We start from the raw sequence: 18,427 nt of genomic DNA, 5'->3' as shown, positions 1-18,427 counted from the left end.
TTACGTTTTTAAATTCATATACTTCCGAATTCTAGCAACGTCTAAAGAATATTCGATAACTAATTGCTGTAACGGTAAAATAACTGTGTCAGGATATAAATGTGCATATTGTAATGTTTCTGCATATTTTTCTAACCTTTTTTCTAAATACTTTATTATTTGATCAGGATGACTTACTAATAAACATTTACAATAATAATGGATCTGTTCCTCAATCGCCGTGTATTCTTCAATTTCATATTCTTTATGCATGTGTACACCCCTTTAAGTTTTTTATATGAATTACTTATCACAATTTTCACTCGACAAATTTTAAGTTTTTTGATTATTTACACTATAACAAACACTGAGGGTCAAATTTTGTTACTTTATGTAACGTAGAAAATTTTTAACAAAATTGTAATGTTTACTCCTGCAAAATACAGAAAGCCCCTTTACTCATTTTTGTATAAAAAAAATCGTACAGCTTAATTTAGCTGCACGACTACAATTTCTGGCCTATTCAAAATCCTTTGCGGAATGATACTATTTCCTAATCCTCTACTCACTACCATTGATGTATTTTGTTCTACATATAAACCTGCTGTATATTTAGATAAAACACCTTGATTTGGCGCAACTAATCCTCCGATAAATGGCAATCTAACTTTCCCTCCATGAGCATGTCCCGATAAAACCAAATCCAACCTCTCATTCGTATATTCCTTTATAAATTCAGGCCTGTGGGATAATAATACATTATATCTATCTGACTGCATTTCAATTTTTGCTTTTTTAATTTCATCTATTATAATATTTCCTTCATCACGGTTTCCAGTACCAAACTCTGGATCATCAATACCTAGCAAGTTTATCTCTTGCTCACCCTTTCGAATGCCTACATGTTCATTCCTTAAAACATTGACACCATATTTCTTCAACTCTTTTTCTAAACTGTTATACTTTCCAGACCATTGTTCATGGTTTCCTGTCACAAAATATACAGGATACTTCTTTACCATTTCTCGTATTAATTGCATACTAACTTCTGCATCGTATGATTTACTGTCAATTAAATCACCCGTAATTGCAATAATATCTGGGTCTATACTTTTCATTTTTTGAATTAACACATCTTGATTATCACCAAATTTTTTATTGTGTAAGTCTGAAATTTGTAGAATTTTATACCCTTTAAAAGAGGATGGTATTTTACTAGAGGTTATTTTAATCTCAGTTATACTTATTAAATTATTCTGTAAATATAAAAAGATTGTAAAACCTACTAATATACAAATAATCTACAATTCTATTAATCTTCTTTTTTCATATTTTCTCCTTTACATTCTCATCAAACACTTCTATATGCTAACTGAATTATATTATACTTTCTTGAAATTTATTTAAATTAATAAAATAATACAGTACATGAAATTTCATATGAGATATGTCATATATATTCGTTATATTTTTACTTTTACCTTTTTAATAATAAGAATACAAAAACGACTCTTATCACACGAAAAGAGTCGTTTTCTAACTTTATACTTTTAATACTTTCATGTTAAAAATGCGAAAACTAAAATACTATTACCTAAGAGCCTTAACTATAACTTTAGTTGCCTCTGCAATGAGTTGATTATCATAAGTTGCCTCTTTCTCATCTTTACTAGATAAAATTGCGATGATAATTGGTGCTCTATTTGGAGGCCAAACGATAGCAATATCATTTCTTGTCCCGTAACTGCCAGCACCTGATTTATCTCCAACTACCCAGTCAGTTGGTACGCCTGCACGAATAAGTTTGTCTCCTGTAGCATTTCCTTTCATCCACTCTGTAAGAATTTTACGCTTTTCAGCTGGAAGTGCATTTCCGACCGTAAAAGCTTTAAGATTCGTAGCAATAGCTTTCGCTGTACTAGTGTCACGAATGTCTCCTGGAATAGCTTCGTTTAATTCTGTTTCAAAGCGATCAGACATAGTAATCCGATCCCCCATATGCCTAAGCGCTTTTTCATATCCTTTAGGTCCTCCTATTTTATTAAATAAAATGTTCCCTGCAGTATTATCACTTGAACGAACAGCTGCCTCAGCAATTTCTCCTAGTTTCATTCCAGTATCTACATGTTTCTCTGTAACAGGTGAATAATCCACTAAGTCTTCTTTCGTATAGGTGATTACTTCATTTAATGAATCAATTGAGTTTTGCTGTAGTAATACTCCTGCGGCTAAAGCCTTGTAGGTTGATGCGAAGGCAAATCTTTCGTTAGATCGATAAGAGATTGTTTGATTTGTACCAGTATCAATCGCATATACACCTAATCGAGCATCAAATTTTTTCTCAAGTTGAGAGAACTCTTTATGCGTCGCCTGATTTTTATGTTTCACTTGTCCAGTCTTTTCTTTCGCTTCAACTTGCAGTGCCCCTCCTGTAAAAGCTTCTTGGCTTGTAATACTTAAACCTAATATACCAACGCATATTCCTATTTTTAACATCCTCTTATTTTTCAAAATCATCATTCCTTCCAAATTTTTAGTACCTTTTTATACGTACACATAATAGACAATCACCGAACCAAATTTGTTCCATAAACTGAAAAAAATTTTATAGCTAGTATGAGAGTTATTAACAAAATAAGAGATAGTAGCTATGATCGCCGCTATCTCTTATTTCACATTTCATTTTTTTCTTATAAATGGCTTTATACAAACAGGTTCTCTTCCCTGAGAAAAGCATCTTAATTTTGCTTAGAACTACCTGTACTAGTAGATTCACCATGTATACGTTGCTGTTTCAAATCAAAGTATACATCTAAAACTTCCTTTCCAATTATAGAATTAATTCCATTTTTATCATCATGAAGCCATGGAACTACTACGGAAAATGCTACTTCTGGATTATCATATGGAGCATATCCAACTAACGTTAAGTTGTAACATTCCATACGTTCTCCTTTTGCATTTCTGCCAATCGGGTCATCTCCACCATATACAGTTTGGGCTGTTCCTGTCTTTCCTGCTGGTTTATATGGCGCGTTTTTGAAATATTTCACGCCAGTTCCATCACCTTCTTGGAATACCCATCTAAACCCTTCTTTTATCCGATCAATATGTTCTTTCTTCATATCAATTCGATTTAATACGACAGGCTCTATGGAACGTATAACTTTGCCGACCTCTTCTTTTATTGATTGTTCTCGTATTTCTTGTACAATTTGAGGTTGCATTCTATAACCACCATTCGCAATCGTTGAAATATATTGCGCTAATTGCAACGGCGTATACGTATCATACTGACCGATAGAAAAATCTAGTAAAAACCCAGGTTGACTATCTACTTTTCTCGTTTGTCCAATTATTTCATTCGGTAAATCAATACCTGTTGGGACACCTAAACCAAATTGCTTGAAATAATAGCGCATCGTATCAAATGCTCCTTGTTTAATATCCAATGAGCCATTTGGTACGTAATTGACTCCCGCAATTTTTAATGCTGTCTGGAACATGTATACATTCGAAGATACTTGTAAAGCCCGTAAATCATTAATATTACCAAATCCGGATACATTCCACGATTTCTTAGCTTGTGTACCTTTAAATTTCATCGGCGCGTCATAAAATTGATCTCCTGGATGTATTGCCCCTGTCTCATATCCAGTTAATAAAGTAGCACCTTTTACAGCTGACCCTAGCTCATACGAAGTTGTCATGTTTCCTAATGCCAAATCCTCAACCTCTATTTTCCCTTCTTTTTCTACAATCTTTTTGCCTGCCATTGATAAAATTTGTCCGTTTTTTGGATTCGTCATGACAACAAAAGCTCGATCGAGCAGTGGCTCTGAACTCTTAAAAGCTCTCAAGTTTTTCTCTATACTTTCTTCAACTTTCTTTTGTAATTCCATATCAATCGTTAATGTTAAACTATTACCACTTTTTCCTTTAGAGATTATTTCTGCGCTAACAATGTTTCCTGATTTATCAGTAATATTTTTCACTTCTTCTTTTGTGCCGTGTAATACATCTTCATATCGTTGTTCAATATAACTTTTTCCAACACGATCATTACGGTTATATCCACGTACTAAATAAGAATCTAAATTTTCTTTCGGTAATCCTTCTTCACTACTCGTAATATTTCCTAATACAGAACGAAATAAATTACCGTTTACATAATTACGTTCCCAATCAACAGTTGCATCTACTCCTGGAAAATTCGCAAGATTTTCGCTTATCCGCGCATACTCTTCATCTGTTACATCTTTTTTAATGATTTGTGGTGTTAGTTGATAACCTGAACTCATTTTACTTTTAATAGCTAACACCTTTAAATCTTCTGCTGTTAATTCTGCTAATTCTACCTCTGTAACACGACCTCTTCTTAAGTCTTCTATTTTTTTATCTAACTCTTTTCCCTCTATACCCTTTTCTTTAAACTTTTCTATATCTTTCTTAGTAATCTTTGTCTCCGCACGTTTCGAATTCAACTGCATCCAAAAATCTTTTTTATCGATATCTGTTAATTTATTTATATCTTGTTCAGGTATTTCAAGTACTTTCGCCAAGTCTTTTGCTGTTTTTAAAATATCTTCACTCGTAATTCCCTTCATCCTTGTATACGTAATTGTGCGAAGAGATTTATTATTAACAACTGTTTTCCCTTCTCGATCTAAAATTTGTCCACGTGGAACTGGAATACTAGTTATTGCATTTTGACTACTTTCCACTTGGTTCTTATAAGCCTCTCCCTCAACGATTTGTACCTTTCCTAGCTGCATAATAATAGCTGAGAATAGTACAAATATGCAAAGGAACATTATATTTAATCGAATAGATATATATGTCTTCTGCTTCTTGCCTTTTTGTTCTTTCATAAATCCTCCATTTAATCCTTTCAGGAATTGCTACAAATACTAAAAGCATTCCTTATATATTAGATACCGATAATCGGTTATAAATATCGCCTCAATTTTTTGCTTAATCCTTGTAAGCAACCATTCCTTTTCGTTTAGCTACGGAATTAATAACTCTCCCTTCTTGTTTTCTCTCTATTTTTTGCCACTTGCATTAGAAGTGCTAAACTGTATAATGACTCTTATTAAACTTACATATAAACGTGCTAGTAATTTTTCATGCTAATTATTCCTTTCTTCATGCTGTAATACTTAATAGACAACCTAAACAATACAGTTGTTCCACATTTACAAAAAAAATAATTAAATATAAGATGAAGTAGGCTACATAAGGGAGGGTTATATGTTACATACAAAAAGATGGAGATTATTTGCGGTTCTTTCTATTGTAGGTTTGATTTTACTAATTTTATTAAAAATCAACTTCATTTCAATTACTATCGCAACTTCTTCAGCTGAAAGAGGAAAGATTTTTGATCAAAATGGTGCAATACTAGCTACAAATAAGAAAGTTAAGTCTCTATATTGCACTTCTAATGATGAAAAGCTATCGAGACAAGATACATCAAGCACATTAGCTTTTTTCAATCAATTTTCAAGCGAGTTTCAACATGATATTTCTACAGAGAACATAAAATCTCAATTACAACAATCTTGTAAAAAGCAGACTATGAATGATATACCGTTATACTCTGATATAACTGAGAATGAACTTGCATTCATAAACAAAAACAAACCCAATAATGTAATAATTAAAGATGAATGGATTCGATATTATCCTAAACACGAAATTGGTTCACAAGTAATTGGGTATGTAGAAAATGACCTTAATCCAAAGCATATGGCTGTTGGAAAAAGCGGGATTGAGCTGCAATATGAAAATGATTTAAAAGGAAAACCAGGTAAAACTCTTATTTTTAACTTGAATAATAAAAAGTTCTTATGGAACATTCAAAAAGTACAAAAAGGAAAAGATGTACGGCTAGCTTTAGACTCTGAGTTGCAGCAAAAGGCAGAAGAAGCATTAAGATCGCAAATTAAGAAAACACCTGATGCTAAAGCTGGTTATGCTGTAGTGAGCGATGCAAAAACTGGCGCGATTTTAACTATGGTCAACTCGGCAGTTTTTGATCCAAATATATTAAATACACATGTATCTTCTAGAAAAGAAAATATTAAATCTCTTTCGCAAAATAAAGCGATTCAAAAATTAAAGTATGGTGAATCTTATGTAAATATGGCTTCTACTATAAAACCACTTACTATTTTAATTGGATTAAACGAAAAACTTTTTCAACCCGAAGATACTTATTTAGATAAAGGTACTTTTCAGTATGATAATCAAAATAACATTACGAATGCACCTGGAACACCAACAGGTGAGATTACACCGAGGCAGGCTATCATTAATTCATCTAACACATTTATGACAGCAAAAGTAGCTCTGCCCTTATTCAACCAAAATAATGGAAATATAGAAAAAGTGGCACATATATGGACAGATTATTTAATGCAATTCGGCCTACGTTCTAAAACCGGGATTGATTTGCCCTTTGAAGAAGACGGACAATATGAATTCCATCCATCTAATAAATTTGAAAATGGGATTTCTGCTTTATTAAATGCCTCTTGGGGAGGAAATGAAGTGCATACTCCTCTTCAACTCGCTCAATATGCAGCAACATTGGCAAGTAAAGGTGATAAATATAAACCTCAAATCGTAAGTGCGATTATTGGTCAAGATGGTAAGGAAACAAAAAAGTTTAAACCCATTTTAGAAAGTTCAAATCGTTACCCGATGAACTTTTGGAGTGTCGTGCAAGGTGGAATGAGTCAAAATATAGAGGAAATTAAAAAGTTGCCCTTTGACGTCGCAGGTAAAACAGGTATTACAGGTTTTCCAAATGAGCAAGAAAGAATGATAAATCATTCTCTTTTCATTGCATATGCTCCTACTGAAGATCCACAAATTGCTATTTCTGTCGTTATTCCTGGCAGTAATTCCGAAAAAAACATTGCCGCTCTCGTTACATCAGAAATTTTAGAGTACTGGAATACTCTTCAAAAAGAGAATAAAAACAAAGAGGAAGGTTCATTAAAGTGAACCTTCCTCTTTTACCATATAGAATCTATATTTATTATTTTCCATATACCTTCATTATTCTTTTCGAACATAAATGAATATTTAATATCAGTTAAAACGTACTCTTTCTGTACATATCCAGTATTACCGTTAATTGTCGATATTTTTATATATCCATCATTCTGCACTTTTTCTGGAATCCAAGCTTTTACCATTTCATTAGATACTTCATATAAAACTTGTGATTCTCGCTTTGGTTCTGCTAAAATTTTTGTTTTATTTCCAGTAACAGTTGCATATATAAAATGTGCTTGCTTTGGTTGGTTACTTTCCGTCAATCCACTTGGTACTTTATATACTTGCTTTGTATCATTTGCAAACTCTCCCCCCATTGTAAGGGCGACTTGCAACTCATGAAAAATATCTTCATCAAACTTCAGTTCATCCTTCTTATAACTCTTCCCTTTAAATAGAACTTCATCATTTAACGCTTTGTACAGGTCATTTTCATTTTTTGAGTTCGTACTTTGATATAGTTCATTCATAAATTGTTTTAATGATGGATCTTGAGCAGACTCATCTTTTGTTTTAGGCTTAATTTGTGTACTACTTTGTACTGGTGATTTATTATCATCAAGCCAAGGTTGTTGAACAATGAAAAATAACATTGTACAAACTAAAACAACTACAATAGGTAATGCTTTTTTACGAAATGGTCTTTTATGTTTTACAAAATCCACTTCATTATTTTCGTATATAGACTGCTTTATTTTAGAAATAAATTCTTCTTCATCTTTACGATTCTCCATTGGGCCTTTTTTTATTTTTCTATACCAGTCAGGATTTTGTTTATTGTTCATCACTACTACCCTCCCCTATTAATTTTGAAACCTTACTTCTCGCTCTACTTAATCTCGATTTTACAGTTCCAATGGATACTCCTAACGTTTCAGCCATTTCTTCATAAGATAATTCATATTTTGCATCCAATATGATTATTTCACGGTGCTTTTTAGGTAGTTTTAATACAACCTTCCACACCTCATTCATTTCTTCTTGGTTAAAAAATTCTTGCTCTGCTGACAAGGATTGCTTATCGTCACTAAAAAATCCTATTAAAGATATCCTTTTAAAATAGGATGATTTCAAATAGTTTATTGCCGTATTTCTTGTAATTTTTAATAACCACGTTTTAATAGATGACTCCTTTCGAAATGAATTCCAATTTTTAAACACCTTTATAAATACATCTTGCGTGATATCATCTGATAAGTGTGGATCTTTCGTAATAATAAATGAATAATTCCATACATCTTGCCAATAGTCTTTTATAACATAGTCCAGCTCATCATGATTACACTTTTCAATAAACGTCTGTTCCATTTCCACACCTCAAACTTATTTGAATAAACATAAAACTGCCCTCACTTTTATTATGGTTTCAATATATAGACAAGATACAAGTTTCATTTGTTCCATTGTTTATCTTTTTTCAGGCAGAATAATACTACTAAAAAACCAGTAAAGCATACAATGATAAAAATCCACTTACAGTAATCTATTTTTTAAATTTAACGTAACACTCCACTTATCCATTTCAATTTGCTATACTCTTCTATTTACCATTAGCAATGCCAACTTTTCAGAAATGAAAATTAAGATAAGGTATTAACTTTCTAGAGTCGCAGCAAAAAAGCATTCTTGATTAGAAAGAATGCTTTTTGAAATTTAATTGCTCTATATTCCCCCCAATTTATACCTTTGAGTTAAGTAAACATATAATAAATGTAGTGAAAAAATTCACCTTATAATTAAGTGTTATTTCTGAAATACATGTTTTACTTTTTCACCTGGAACATTACTTCCTCCTCTTCCTTTTACATCTTCAATCATCATGGTAACAATCATGTCTGGCGCATTTGCATCGAAAGCTGCGAACCATCCCAGTTCTTTTCCGTCTGCTTCTTTCGACTCTTTCAGTTCTGCTGTACCAGTTTTACCAGCAAGCGTTACACCATCAACCTTTGCAATTCTCCCTGCGCCATCAGGGTCATTAATGACTTTGATTAATGCATTCTTTAATATCTCTTGATTCTTTTTAGAAACCACATTTTCTTTCCAATTCCCCGCTACTTTTGCTTCTTTTAAAAGATGAGGCGACGGAATATTCCCTTCATTCACAATCGGTGCATATGTTAATGCTAAATGAAGTGGCGTCATTAATACTTGTCCTTGTCCATAGCCTGTGTCTGCTAGTTGGATATCGTTTTTTATCCCATCTTTTGCAATGATTGAAATAGGAAATTCGTATTCGATTGGTAATTTTTCATGAAAACCGTATTTCTTCAGTTCATTTACATACTGATTTTTTCCTATTTTCAAAGCTTGTTGAGCAAAATAAATATTATCAGAGTACTTCATTGCCTTATCAAAATCAATTGGACTTGCATCCTTCACACGCGTTACATAGTAATTTCCCCAAGATGAATCTTTTGTCCACTTCAATCCTTGAATTTTAAATTCTTCCTTCGGATTTATTGTGTTTGTTTCCAAACCAATTGCACCTGTAATCGTTTTAAATACGGAACCTGGTACAAATGCTTGTGTGAAGCGATTCATCATTGGTAGTTTCGAGTCGTTACTCCATGCTTCTCGCTGGGCTTTCGATGCTCCTCTAACTATTATATTTGGATTATAAGCAGGGCTACTTACAAGTGCGATTGTTTCACCCGTTTTAGGATTGACCGCTGCACTAGATCCTGCTTCAGTTTTCATCTCATTAAAGATTTTTTCTTGAATTGCAGCATCAATTGTTAACGTAACATTTTCTCCTTCTTTTTCTTCTTTTTTTGCTACGTTTTTAATCTCTTTCCCATTCTCATCTTCTATAAATATGCGTCCACCCTTTTCACCACGCAATTTATTTTCTAACACTTTCTCTAAACCAGTCTTACCTACTAAATCGTCTACTTGATAATCTTGTTTTTGAAGTGATTTTAACTCCTCCGCATTCACCTTTCCTATATATCCAGTTAAGTGTGCCGCTGCTTCACCTAATGGATACGTACGAATATTTACTGGACGAGATGAAACTCCTTCTAATTCAATATAATCATTCTGTCTGGTTCCCTCTTTTAAAATACCAATTGGTACAAAGGAGTCTGGTTTTATCCATTTCGCTGTGAGCTTTTGTTCAACCTCTTCTGTAGACATATCAAGTAATTGTGCTACTATTTCTTTCGTTTGCGCTGCTGTTTCGCCTAGTTTCTCTGGAATAATTCCAACCTCAGTTGCTTTACCATTCGTTGCAAGCCCTTTTCCATTTCGATCATATATTTCCCCGCGTTTTCCTTGCTCTATTTGCATACGTACTTTGTAATCTTTTTTCATACCTGGGAAAATGAAGTCTGGCGTCCAATCTATTTTCCAAGACTCTTTATCTTTCACAAGTTTTGCTTCATGGATGAATGAAACTGGTCCTACATCCGTATCCATCTTAACTTCAAAAAGAAAAAGCTCTTTATCTTTCGTATTCTCTCCTTTCATTTTAACTTTTAAATTATTAGCTCCAATCCCCTCATAGATTTTTTGATATTTTTCTGTGAATTCTTTTTTAGAAATCGATTTTTTGGCATGATCTGATAAATGATCATACATATTTGCAAACTTTTTATCATTCCATAAATTAATATATTCTTCAAATGCTTGTTTTGGCGGTTCGTTTTTATTACATCCTACCAACATAACTGCGAAACAAATGAAAAACAGCATCCATAATTTTTTCAATTCAATCTTCTCCCTTAATTAAAAATCATTATTTCTTTCTTAATTTATTAAATAAAAAATGTTTCAACGCTTAATAGACATTGTAAGTAATGACATTGTTCCATATTTACAAAAAATTAATATCTATGTTCATTTTAATACAAAAAAGCAGGCATAAATATATGCCTGCCTTCCGTTCCCAAAATCAATTACACCTAAAACAACGTGTGGTTAACCAAATCCAGATACTCTTCTACACCCTATTTTTTACTTTTCTAAAATAATTCCTGCTATTTCATTAGCATATTTTTTAGAGTCAAATCCATCATAGTTACTTAGTACTACAACAGTCAAATATTCTTTTGGAAACCGCATGAAGTATGAACGATAACCTGCCCAGCTACCTGAATGTTCCAAGTATCGACAGTTAAAACCTTCTGCAAGCCTTAGCCCAAAAGCATAATCTTCATTGTCAATAATCGTTTCCCCAGTTGGAGAAATTTCCAGGCCTATTTCGCTCATTCTTTTAACAAGTTCTTTTCGGCCAACGGTACCTGTAGTTAAATTTTCTCCCCACTTTACCAGGTCTTCGACTGTTGCATGAACTGCCCCATCACCTGTATGTTCCCAAGGGCTTTCATAGACCATATATGCTCCTTGTTCATTCTTTGAATACCCCCTAGCAATTGATATAGTAGTTGGGTAGCAATCTACAATTGTTGTGTCTTTCATATTTAAAGAATCAAAAATACGTTCTTTTGCAAACTGACGTAAAGACTTCCCGCTTACCTTCTCTACCACCAATGACAATAAAAAATATCCTGTATTGCTATACTCAAATTTTGTGCCAACAGGGAACCTTGCAATTTGATGACCATTAAGGTGTTTTAGCGATTGTTCCACAGTTAATATATCAGTAAATTTAATATTTTCTGCTTGAGCCAATTCCATATAATCAACTAGTCCGCCAGTATGATGAATTAGATGCCTCAATGTTACTGGTTCAGCATATGTTCCTATAGAAGGGACAAACTTTACAATTGAATCATCTAAACTCAATCTTCCCTCTTGTTCTAAGAGTAATATAGAAAACGCTGTAAATTGTTTAGAAACTGAAGCGATATTAAAAACGCTCTTTGTGGTTATCGGTAGATTTTCCTCTATAGAAGCTAAGCCAACTGCACCTTTATACGTTACTCCGCTATCAAAACTGGCCATATATGCAAAGCCAGGAACTTTTGGTGAAAACTTTTTTAATAATTGTTTAATCAATGTATGCGTCTTTTCATTATATGTATTATTCACCTTAATCACATCCCCTTCTCTTTGAATGGTTAGGAATACAATAAAAAATACTATATATATAAAATGTCAAATTCTCCTTTCAAAATTTAAACTTTTTAATGCATTATGCCAAGTACTAAAGGAAAGCAAAAATTATTAAAGAAATTAATAGTCTACCTTAGGATTGCTCTTAACAGGTTAAAAGCTTTTACAAACAAATTTTAGCAAATAATGTCTTCCCCCCTCTTTTTTTATGACAGTTTTTTGATTGGAATGAAAGCCAATAGAATTAATTATTGAAATATACAAAAAATCTTAATATAAACAATATTTTACAGCACTTCTTCTATAACGTAAATATTCATTTTACTTTATTTTCCACATAACAAAATATTCTACTTGAGAAATTATTGTTCCGTGGAAATTTTTTCTTTTTCACCAAATGGAAGAAGAATCCTGACTGTTAGCGCTTTTCGTATTACTCAAACCTGATAACAAGCATGCGTTCTCCGTCAAGTGTACTTCAGCAAAAGTACTAAATCCTGGAGTGTCACCTGTATGCCTCCCAATCGGAACACAGGTTGGAAGCTTAGTTTCATCCTTATAAATAAAAAAATAGGGGGAGCCTATCGTGACAGACTCCTCCTAAAATACAACTCTCGTATACATATCGGAAATGAATTTATTTTACTAATAGTGAATATTCACCATTTTTATCATCAAATTTATACACATTCAGATAATATTTCCCTGGTTTCGCTACGAATTTTCCCTTTATAGTATTTCCTTCATCTTCACCACAAGCTACGTAATTTTGCATGTCTGATTCATGATAAAGTACCCATGTCATCCCAATATTTTGTTCATTTACCACAGAAATCTCTACTTCTTTTGGATCTGTAACATTAAACGTATAAACATCTGTTTGATCAGGAGTAATCAGATTTCCTTTTACAAGCGTATTAAACGGGAGTACCTTCTCCTCTTCATAAGATTCACCTGTTTGCGGATCTTGTTTTACAGTAACTTTTGTTTGTTCTTTGCTTTCTTTTCCTCTACTATCTTTTACTGTTAGTTCCACAGTGTATGTTCCTTTTTCTCCATATACATGGGTAGGATTTGCTTCTGTACTTGTAGTACCATCTCCAAAGTTCCATAGATAAGAAATAACTTTTCCATTTTCACTTTTTGTACCATCGCTATGAAATTGAATCTCTTCATTTACTATCCCGCTGTATGGTCCATTCATATTTACTATAGTAGTCGTTTTTTCCTTTTCCTCTGTTGCAACACCATGAAAAACAATATCATATTCAAACTGGTTAGCTGCATTCACACGATAGTTTACGAAATAGGCTGTAACTGTTTTATAACCACTCCAACCTTTTTGGGATAACTGCTCTAAAGTTTGGTTTACTTGTTTACTCATCGCTTTCCAATCTTCAGACTCACCTTTTGATGTACCACCTGTGTACTTGCCTTCCACGGTAAATGTATTAAAGAATTGCGACTCATATTTTGTAATTTTGGCACCTTTTATATTTGCTACATCCACAATTTCGTTTTTCACTTCAGCTAGCGGCTTTGGTGCGTGTTGAATTAAATAATCATTTGTTACTTGCGGTACATTATATTTATCTTGATTATCAATCAACTGCTGCATATACGCTTGATATTCTGCATTCAATTGTGTATTGTTGCTCAATGATTCACGATATGAGTCATAATTTTTCACATCGTTTGTACGGATTAAATCTTGAAGCTTATCAAATGTTTCAAATTGATGATTATACAAATATGACTGTAGTGCAAAGGAATACTTATAAAAGTCCCATGATCCATATTTTGAGAACAAAGTCTGCTTTGCTGTATAACGGCTTGCTGGATTAGATGATAAGCCACTTATCATACTTTTACGCGGAACAACATTATTTGTACGTGTAGATCCTGCAAAAAATTCTGCATTCCCTTCTTGAAACCAAGTTAATCGTTCATTTTGATACATTTCTCCGCTTCCAAATAAACCAGGAACCTCATATCTTCCTTGTAAATAGTGAGTGAATTCATGACGGAACAACTCTTCTAAACTATAAATACTCTGCTTTGGCGTACGCTCATATGTAAAGAAAGTCCCCTTCTCTTCAATATAAATTCCACCGTTGTTTGTTTCATATCCATATAATTGTCTATTTAATTGATATTCATCTGGATTATTATAAATTACTATTGTTAGTACATCATCAGCATTACCTGGTTCTAGTGCTTTATCATTTCCAATTACACGGTGATATTGTGCTTTTACTTCCTTGGCTGCCCAATATAATCTCTTAATTTTTTCTTCTGTTACTTTATCTCCCGTCTTAAAGACAATAGATCCGTCATCAAATGTATATGTTTTAGGTAAGTATTGTTGTTTCCCTTCTTCACGTATTTTCTGTAAATCTACTGCATTTCCACTATAATCTTTTCCACCATAGTTTGTTTTCATTTGTTCTACTGCTACAAAATAAGCTCCACTTAAACGAGGATACAAGTTCATCGCTTGTGTAATAACTTCCAATCCTTTGTTTGGATTACTATGAAATTTCCCTAAACGTCCTGCATAATAAATGCCATTATTAATTAACCAACTATTTTCATTTGTTATATTCCCCACGAGAGCAATTCTACTAACCTCATTTATAAAGTTATCAATCTTTCCATACCACATTGTTTCATTAGGTTTCTTATTCGTATCCTGTAAATAAGACTGTATATCATAATCAATTCCTTTTACAATTTCATATACAGCTTGTCCTTTTGCATAATTACTTACATACGTAGAAAGGTTATCATTATAGTGTTTTAAAATATTTACCGCATACTGCACTGTTTCAGTATCACTAGAAGCATTACTAATTAATTTTCCATACGCAGCTATTACCCTATCTTGCTCGGCTGTACCTAATGCAAAGTTGGGATTTCTTGCAATTGCTTTTAATGCTGGTAAACATTTGTCATGGAAGCTTCTCTCTTTTAAGTAACTTAATTCATTATTATAATATCCCACATAAAAAGCAGAACGTAGTACTTCAACAAATGTTTCAATGCCCTTTGAGTCCTCTTTAGTAAACGATTTTCCTCGTTGTCCTAATTCATTAATGATAATGTTCATGCGTTCTTTATTCTGATAAAATGCTTTCGTATCTTGATTAAATTGAAATAAATCAGTAATTTGATTCCAAGAAATTTTTGAGAGTGTGTCAATGAGTTCGTTATCAGGCATTTTATTCAGTTCTGCCAGAGAGTAGCTTTGCTTTAATTGAATTTCATCACGTTTCATAACCAGAGTAGGACGTTGTGAAAAATCGCCTACTTTTAAACGCTCTTCAAAAGTCAATGTTTCGTCAGTTTTTGTAACATGTACGATTTCATCTTTTGAAGTTTCTGTCCCAATTGGTTTTATCTGTAAGATATTATAGGGTACTTTTTCTTCTGCTGATACCTGTGTTTGAATACTTCCAAATGATAATGCCACCGTACTAATCCCAATCATCATTTGAGTAAATTTTAAATTCTTATTCATAATGTTTCCTCCAATTATATATTCCATCAAAGAATATAACATTTTACATACAGTAATTATTTAAATATGTAATATTTCATATTACATTACATGTATTTATAGATAATATAATTCAAGGAGTAACATTATTAAATTACTTTCTTCTTCCCATCCTTTCATATGAATTATTTAATTTTTTTATTTTTTATTTACATATTCGTTATACGAATCCAATATCTCTAGTAAGGTCTCGTTAGATATTTGGAGATAAGAGTTATAATTCATCAAATAAAATATGCCTAATCGCATATCTATATAGTGAGATACTACCTCATGTTTGTATACAAACAATTCACGATTTGCATACTGTATTAAGAGCCCTCCTATGACATAGAAATCTTAGTCACTTACTCTAAAAAATTAAAAAATCCACACCCACCAATACCTCTGTAGATGTGGATTTTTAACTTTATTTAGAAATGTAAAATGTTTAAAAATTCTATCTATGTAATTTATAAACTTACAAATTATAACGTAACTAATCCTATTCAACACATACATATGGCACTAGCAGTTTTTAATTTTTTATCATCTAAAAAAAGGATTATGTACTTTTATACCGATACATTCTAAATAATGGCACTTACAATTATTTAAGGATGTGAAATACCAGTGGTTATAACTCCAAATACTTTTTAGTAATTTCATGAATCGGGAAATTGAATCAGTTGTCGATTCATTTTTAAATAAGGGATATTTTATAATGTAGGATTATGTATTAATGAAGAAATAATTCTGTTTACAAGATCATCTGTTATCCACTCTGTTTGCATATCGTCGGAGTCACTTTGATTCATCGAATCAATAAACTTTTTAAATTTCGGAAATAAGACTATGGAGGTAATCCAATAAATAGCATGGCTTGTCGAAAAGAAATGAAAAACCCCTTGTTCTTTCCCTTCCAATAAGATTTCTTTTAATTGTCCAAAATTCCCAATAATATATGGTTTTATTTTTTCCAATTGTGAACTTTCTTTGATAATTGCCTCATATGCAAGCGTTCCAATTTCAGGATGTTGTTTTATATGTGTAATAAAGAAATTTAAATATTGTCTTAGAGCAGTTTTAGGATTATGTTTCGTTTCTTCAAGAAAATTCGGTAGTTTTTTTGCAAAACCATATTTTTTAAATACCTCTAAGTAAAGATTCTCTTTTCCGTTAAAGTAATACGAAACCATAGCAACATTCACCTTTGCTTCTTTTGCAATTTCTTGGATACTTGTACCATCATATCCACTCTCTCCAAATTTTTTCTTAGCCGCTTCTAAAATATTTTCAATTGTTTGTTCGCGAGATTTCCCCACTCTATACACCTCAAATAATAAATAATTTCAAAAAAATATGTGATTTAAATCACATATTTTTGAAATTCAATTATATATTTAAAATGATAATTTAACAACTGATCAGATATTAAGTTCTTTTTATAAGAACCTTTTCTCTCCATGAATGAATAGAGATGAAGAGAAATAAAATTTGTCTAAAAAATATTAAACTTATCTTTAAGTATTTTATAATATTGTTTCTCTTTTATTTCTTTTTTAGATTTATTTCCATGTTGGGTTTCTGTAAAACTTTGTTTAGTAAGTGCAATATGACCATGATCAATCAATTTACAAATAATATTCCCCTTATTTACTGGCGATTCCGGATGCTCTATAACCATATTTTGTATAGCATTCACTTTTTTTCATTAATTGCATTTAAATAAAAAGAATAACCAATAGACCAGGTATCAGTAAGATCAGAATTCAGAAAATGAGAAGTATGTATCCATTGAAAGTATTTTTCCTCGTATCGGAACACCACTTTTTAAAAATATAGTAACCGTTCTTTTCTTATCTATTAGTTCTTTATACATATCTTCCTGTTTCATTTTCATATATTTCCCTCCCAGTTCAAATCGTAACATATTTTAGAAATTGATAACATTGGATTAAAGTGATTGTTACTTGAAAAACTAATAAGTACGACCCTCCTACAAGAAGTGGAGCTCTAATCTATTTGTAAATGAATCCAATTTTATGATTTTGAAAATAAAAGTCCAAACAAAAATAAAAGACGCTCAAATGAACGTCTTTTATTTTTGTATAATAAGAGTGCTCTCACATTTACGACAAGCAATTTTCTCTTCTTCAAAAATGAATAGATTCTCAGCATCACATTCTGGGCATACAACTGCAAATGGTGTTTTTATATTTTTATAGCATAGGAAAGACATGACTGCCAGGAATAGAGCAGGTATAACAAGCATCATAAGTAAGAATAGGCCTGCAAAAATGCCTGCAATTATGGAAAGTGGTTTCATTAGTTTTCTACCCACGGAGTTTACTTGATTATCCTTCTTACGAAAAGCAGTAACAAGGTAAGTATTGGTTTCTCTTACCGGCTCAAATGCTTTTATCGTATTGTAATCCTGTTCATTCATAGTGGGATAGGGAGTGTTTTGTCTTTGAAATCCTCGTTGTTTATAATAGTTATTTGACTCTGCTATTCGTGGTGTATACGAGATTCCGGTGCCAGGTACATAAGTTGTTACTCTTGATTCAGGCGGAACGGTTCTTCCTCCCGAATCAGTGTATGTAAAGTTAATTTTCACACCCGGAGAAACTTGGATAATTCTACGAAACTTATAACCCATAATATTGTATCCTCTCAATCTAATTATTAGAAATCTTTACTAATTATAACATTTTCAATCTTATTATTAATATTTAAATAAATAAATAAATAAATGAATTAATGAATAAATGAATTAAAAAGGGGATACTGCGCTTTACTAATTTAAGGCACCTTAGGGAG

12 protein-coding genes and 2 pseudogenes are annotated in these 18,427 nt (G+C 32.2%); 1 reads left to right on the top strand and 13 read right to left on the bottom strand.

Annotation, left to right across the window (positions count from 1 at the left end):
- The 4 genes from DN399_RS12055 to DN399_RS12040 form a co-directional block, all read right to left on the bottom strand.
- Positions 1–252, bottom strand: coding sequence for a hypothetical protein (locus DN399_RS12055; RefSeq protein ID WP_000548621.1), 252 nt, complete (start codon positions 250–252; stop codon positions 1–3).
- A 215-nt stretch (positions 253–467) separates the two neighbouring features.
- Positions 468–1,280: a metallophosphoesterase gene (locus tag DN399_RS12050; RefSeq protein ID WP_149149611.1), complete on the bottom strand. Its 813-nt coding sequence runs from the start codon at positions 1,278–1,280 to the stop codon at positions 468–470.
- 289 nt (positions 1,281–1,569) lie between these two features.
- On the bottom strand, positions 1,570–2,496 hold the full coding sequence (gene bla, locus DN399_RS12045; RefSeq protein ID WP_149149610.1) for a class A beta-lactamase Bla1: 927 nt from the start codon (positions 2,494–2,496) through the stop codon (positions 1,570–1,572).
- A gap of 221 nt (positions 2,497–2,717) precedes the next feature.
- Positions 2,718–4,850 carry a peptidoglycan D,D-transpeptidase FtsI family protein gene (locus DN399_RS12040; protein WP_149149609.1) on the bottom strand — a complete coding sequence of 711 codons (2,133 nt, stop codon included), beginning with the start codon at positions 4,848–4,850 and terminating at the stop codon, positions 2,718–2,720.
- A gap of 382 nt (positions 4,851–5,232) precedes the next feature.
- Here DN399_RS12040 and DN399_RS12035 point away from each other — a divergent pair, with 382 nt between their 5' ends.
- Complete coding sequence (locus DN399_RS12035; RefSeq protein WP_149149608.1) at positions 5,233–6,993, top strand: peptidoglycan D,D-transpeptidase FtsI family protein; 1,761 nt, start codon at positions 5,233–5,235, stop codon at positions 6,991–6,993.
- A gap of 11 nt (positions 6,994–7,004) precedes the next feature.
- On the opposite strand, the gene DN399_RS12030 is transcribed toward DN399_RS12035, so the two are convergent.
- The 9 genes and pseudogenes from DN399_RS12030 to DN399_RS11990 form a co-directional block, all read right to left on the bottom strand.
- Entirely contained in the window at positions 7,005–7,832 is an 828-nt protein-coding gene (locus DN399_RS12030; protein WP_033696287.1) for an SH3 domain-containing protein, read from the bottom strand.
- A complete protein-coding gene (locus DN399_RS12025) occupies positions 7,822–8,355 on the bottom strand; it encodes an RNA polymerase sigma factor (protein ID WP_149149607.1) in 534 nt (177 codons plus the stop codon). Before DN399_RS12025 ends, DN399_RS12030 begins: the two co-directional genes overlap by 11 nt.
- A gap of 435 nt (positions 8,356–8,790) precedes the next feature.
- On the bottom strand, positions 8,791–10,758 hold the full coding sequence (locus DN399_RS12020) for a penicillin-binding transpeptidase domain-containing protein (RefSeq protein WP_149149606.1): 1,968 nt from the start codon (positions 10,756–10,758) through the stop codon (positions 8,791–8,793).
- Positions 10,759–11,004: 246 nt separating this feature from the next.
- Positions 11,005–12,042, bottom strand: coding sequence for a serine hydrolase domain-containing protein (locus tag DN399_RS12015; RefSeq protein WP_149149605.1), 1,038 nt, complete (start codon positions 12,040–12,042; stop codon positions 11,005–11,007).
- Positions 12,043–12,703: 661 nt separating this feature from the next.
- Positions 12,704–15,586 carry a collagenase ColA gene (gene colA / locus DN399_RS12010; RefSeq protein WP_149149604.1) on the bottom strand — a complete coding sequence of 961 codons (2,883 nt, stop codon included), beginning with the start codon at positions 15,584–15,586 and terminating at the stop codon, positions 12,704–12,706.
- 737 nt (positions 15,587–16,323) lie between these two features.
- A complete protein-coding gene (locus DN399_RS12005) occupies positions 16,324–16,929 on the bottom strand; it encodes a TetR/AcrR family transcriptional regulator (RefSeq protein WP_149149603.1) in 606 nt (201 codons plus the stop codon).
- Positions 16,930–17,105: 176 nt separating this feature from the next.
- Positions 17,106–17,392: pseudogene (locus tag DN399_RS28640) on the bottom strand (arylamine N-acetyltransferase); the annotation flags it as partial.
- Positions 17,391–17,507 (bottom strand): annotated as a pseudogene (locus DN399_RS11995) (LSm family protein); the annotation flags it as partial. The pseudogenes DN399_RS11995 and DN399_RS28640, both read right to left, overlap by 2 nt.
- A 198-nt stretch (positions 17,508–17,705) precedes the next feature.
- Positions 17,706–18,266, bottom strand: a complete 561-nt coding sequence (locus DN399_RS11990) for a DUF4236 domain-containing protein (protein WP_149149601.1) — start codon at positions 18,264–18,266, stop codon at positions 17,706–17,708.
- Positions 18,267–18,427 lie beyond the last annotated feature (161 nt).

The organism is Bacillus sp. AR4-2, assembly GCF_008274865.1.
Lineage (GTDB): Bacteria > Bacillota > Bacilli > Bacillales > Bacillaceae_G > Bacillus_A > Bacillus_A cereus.
This window is presented reverse-complemented; position numbering and strand designations above follow the sequence as displayed.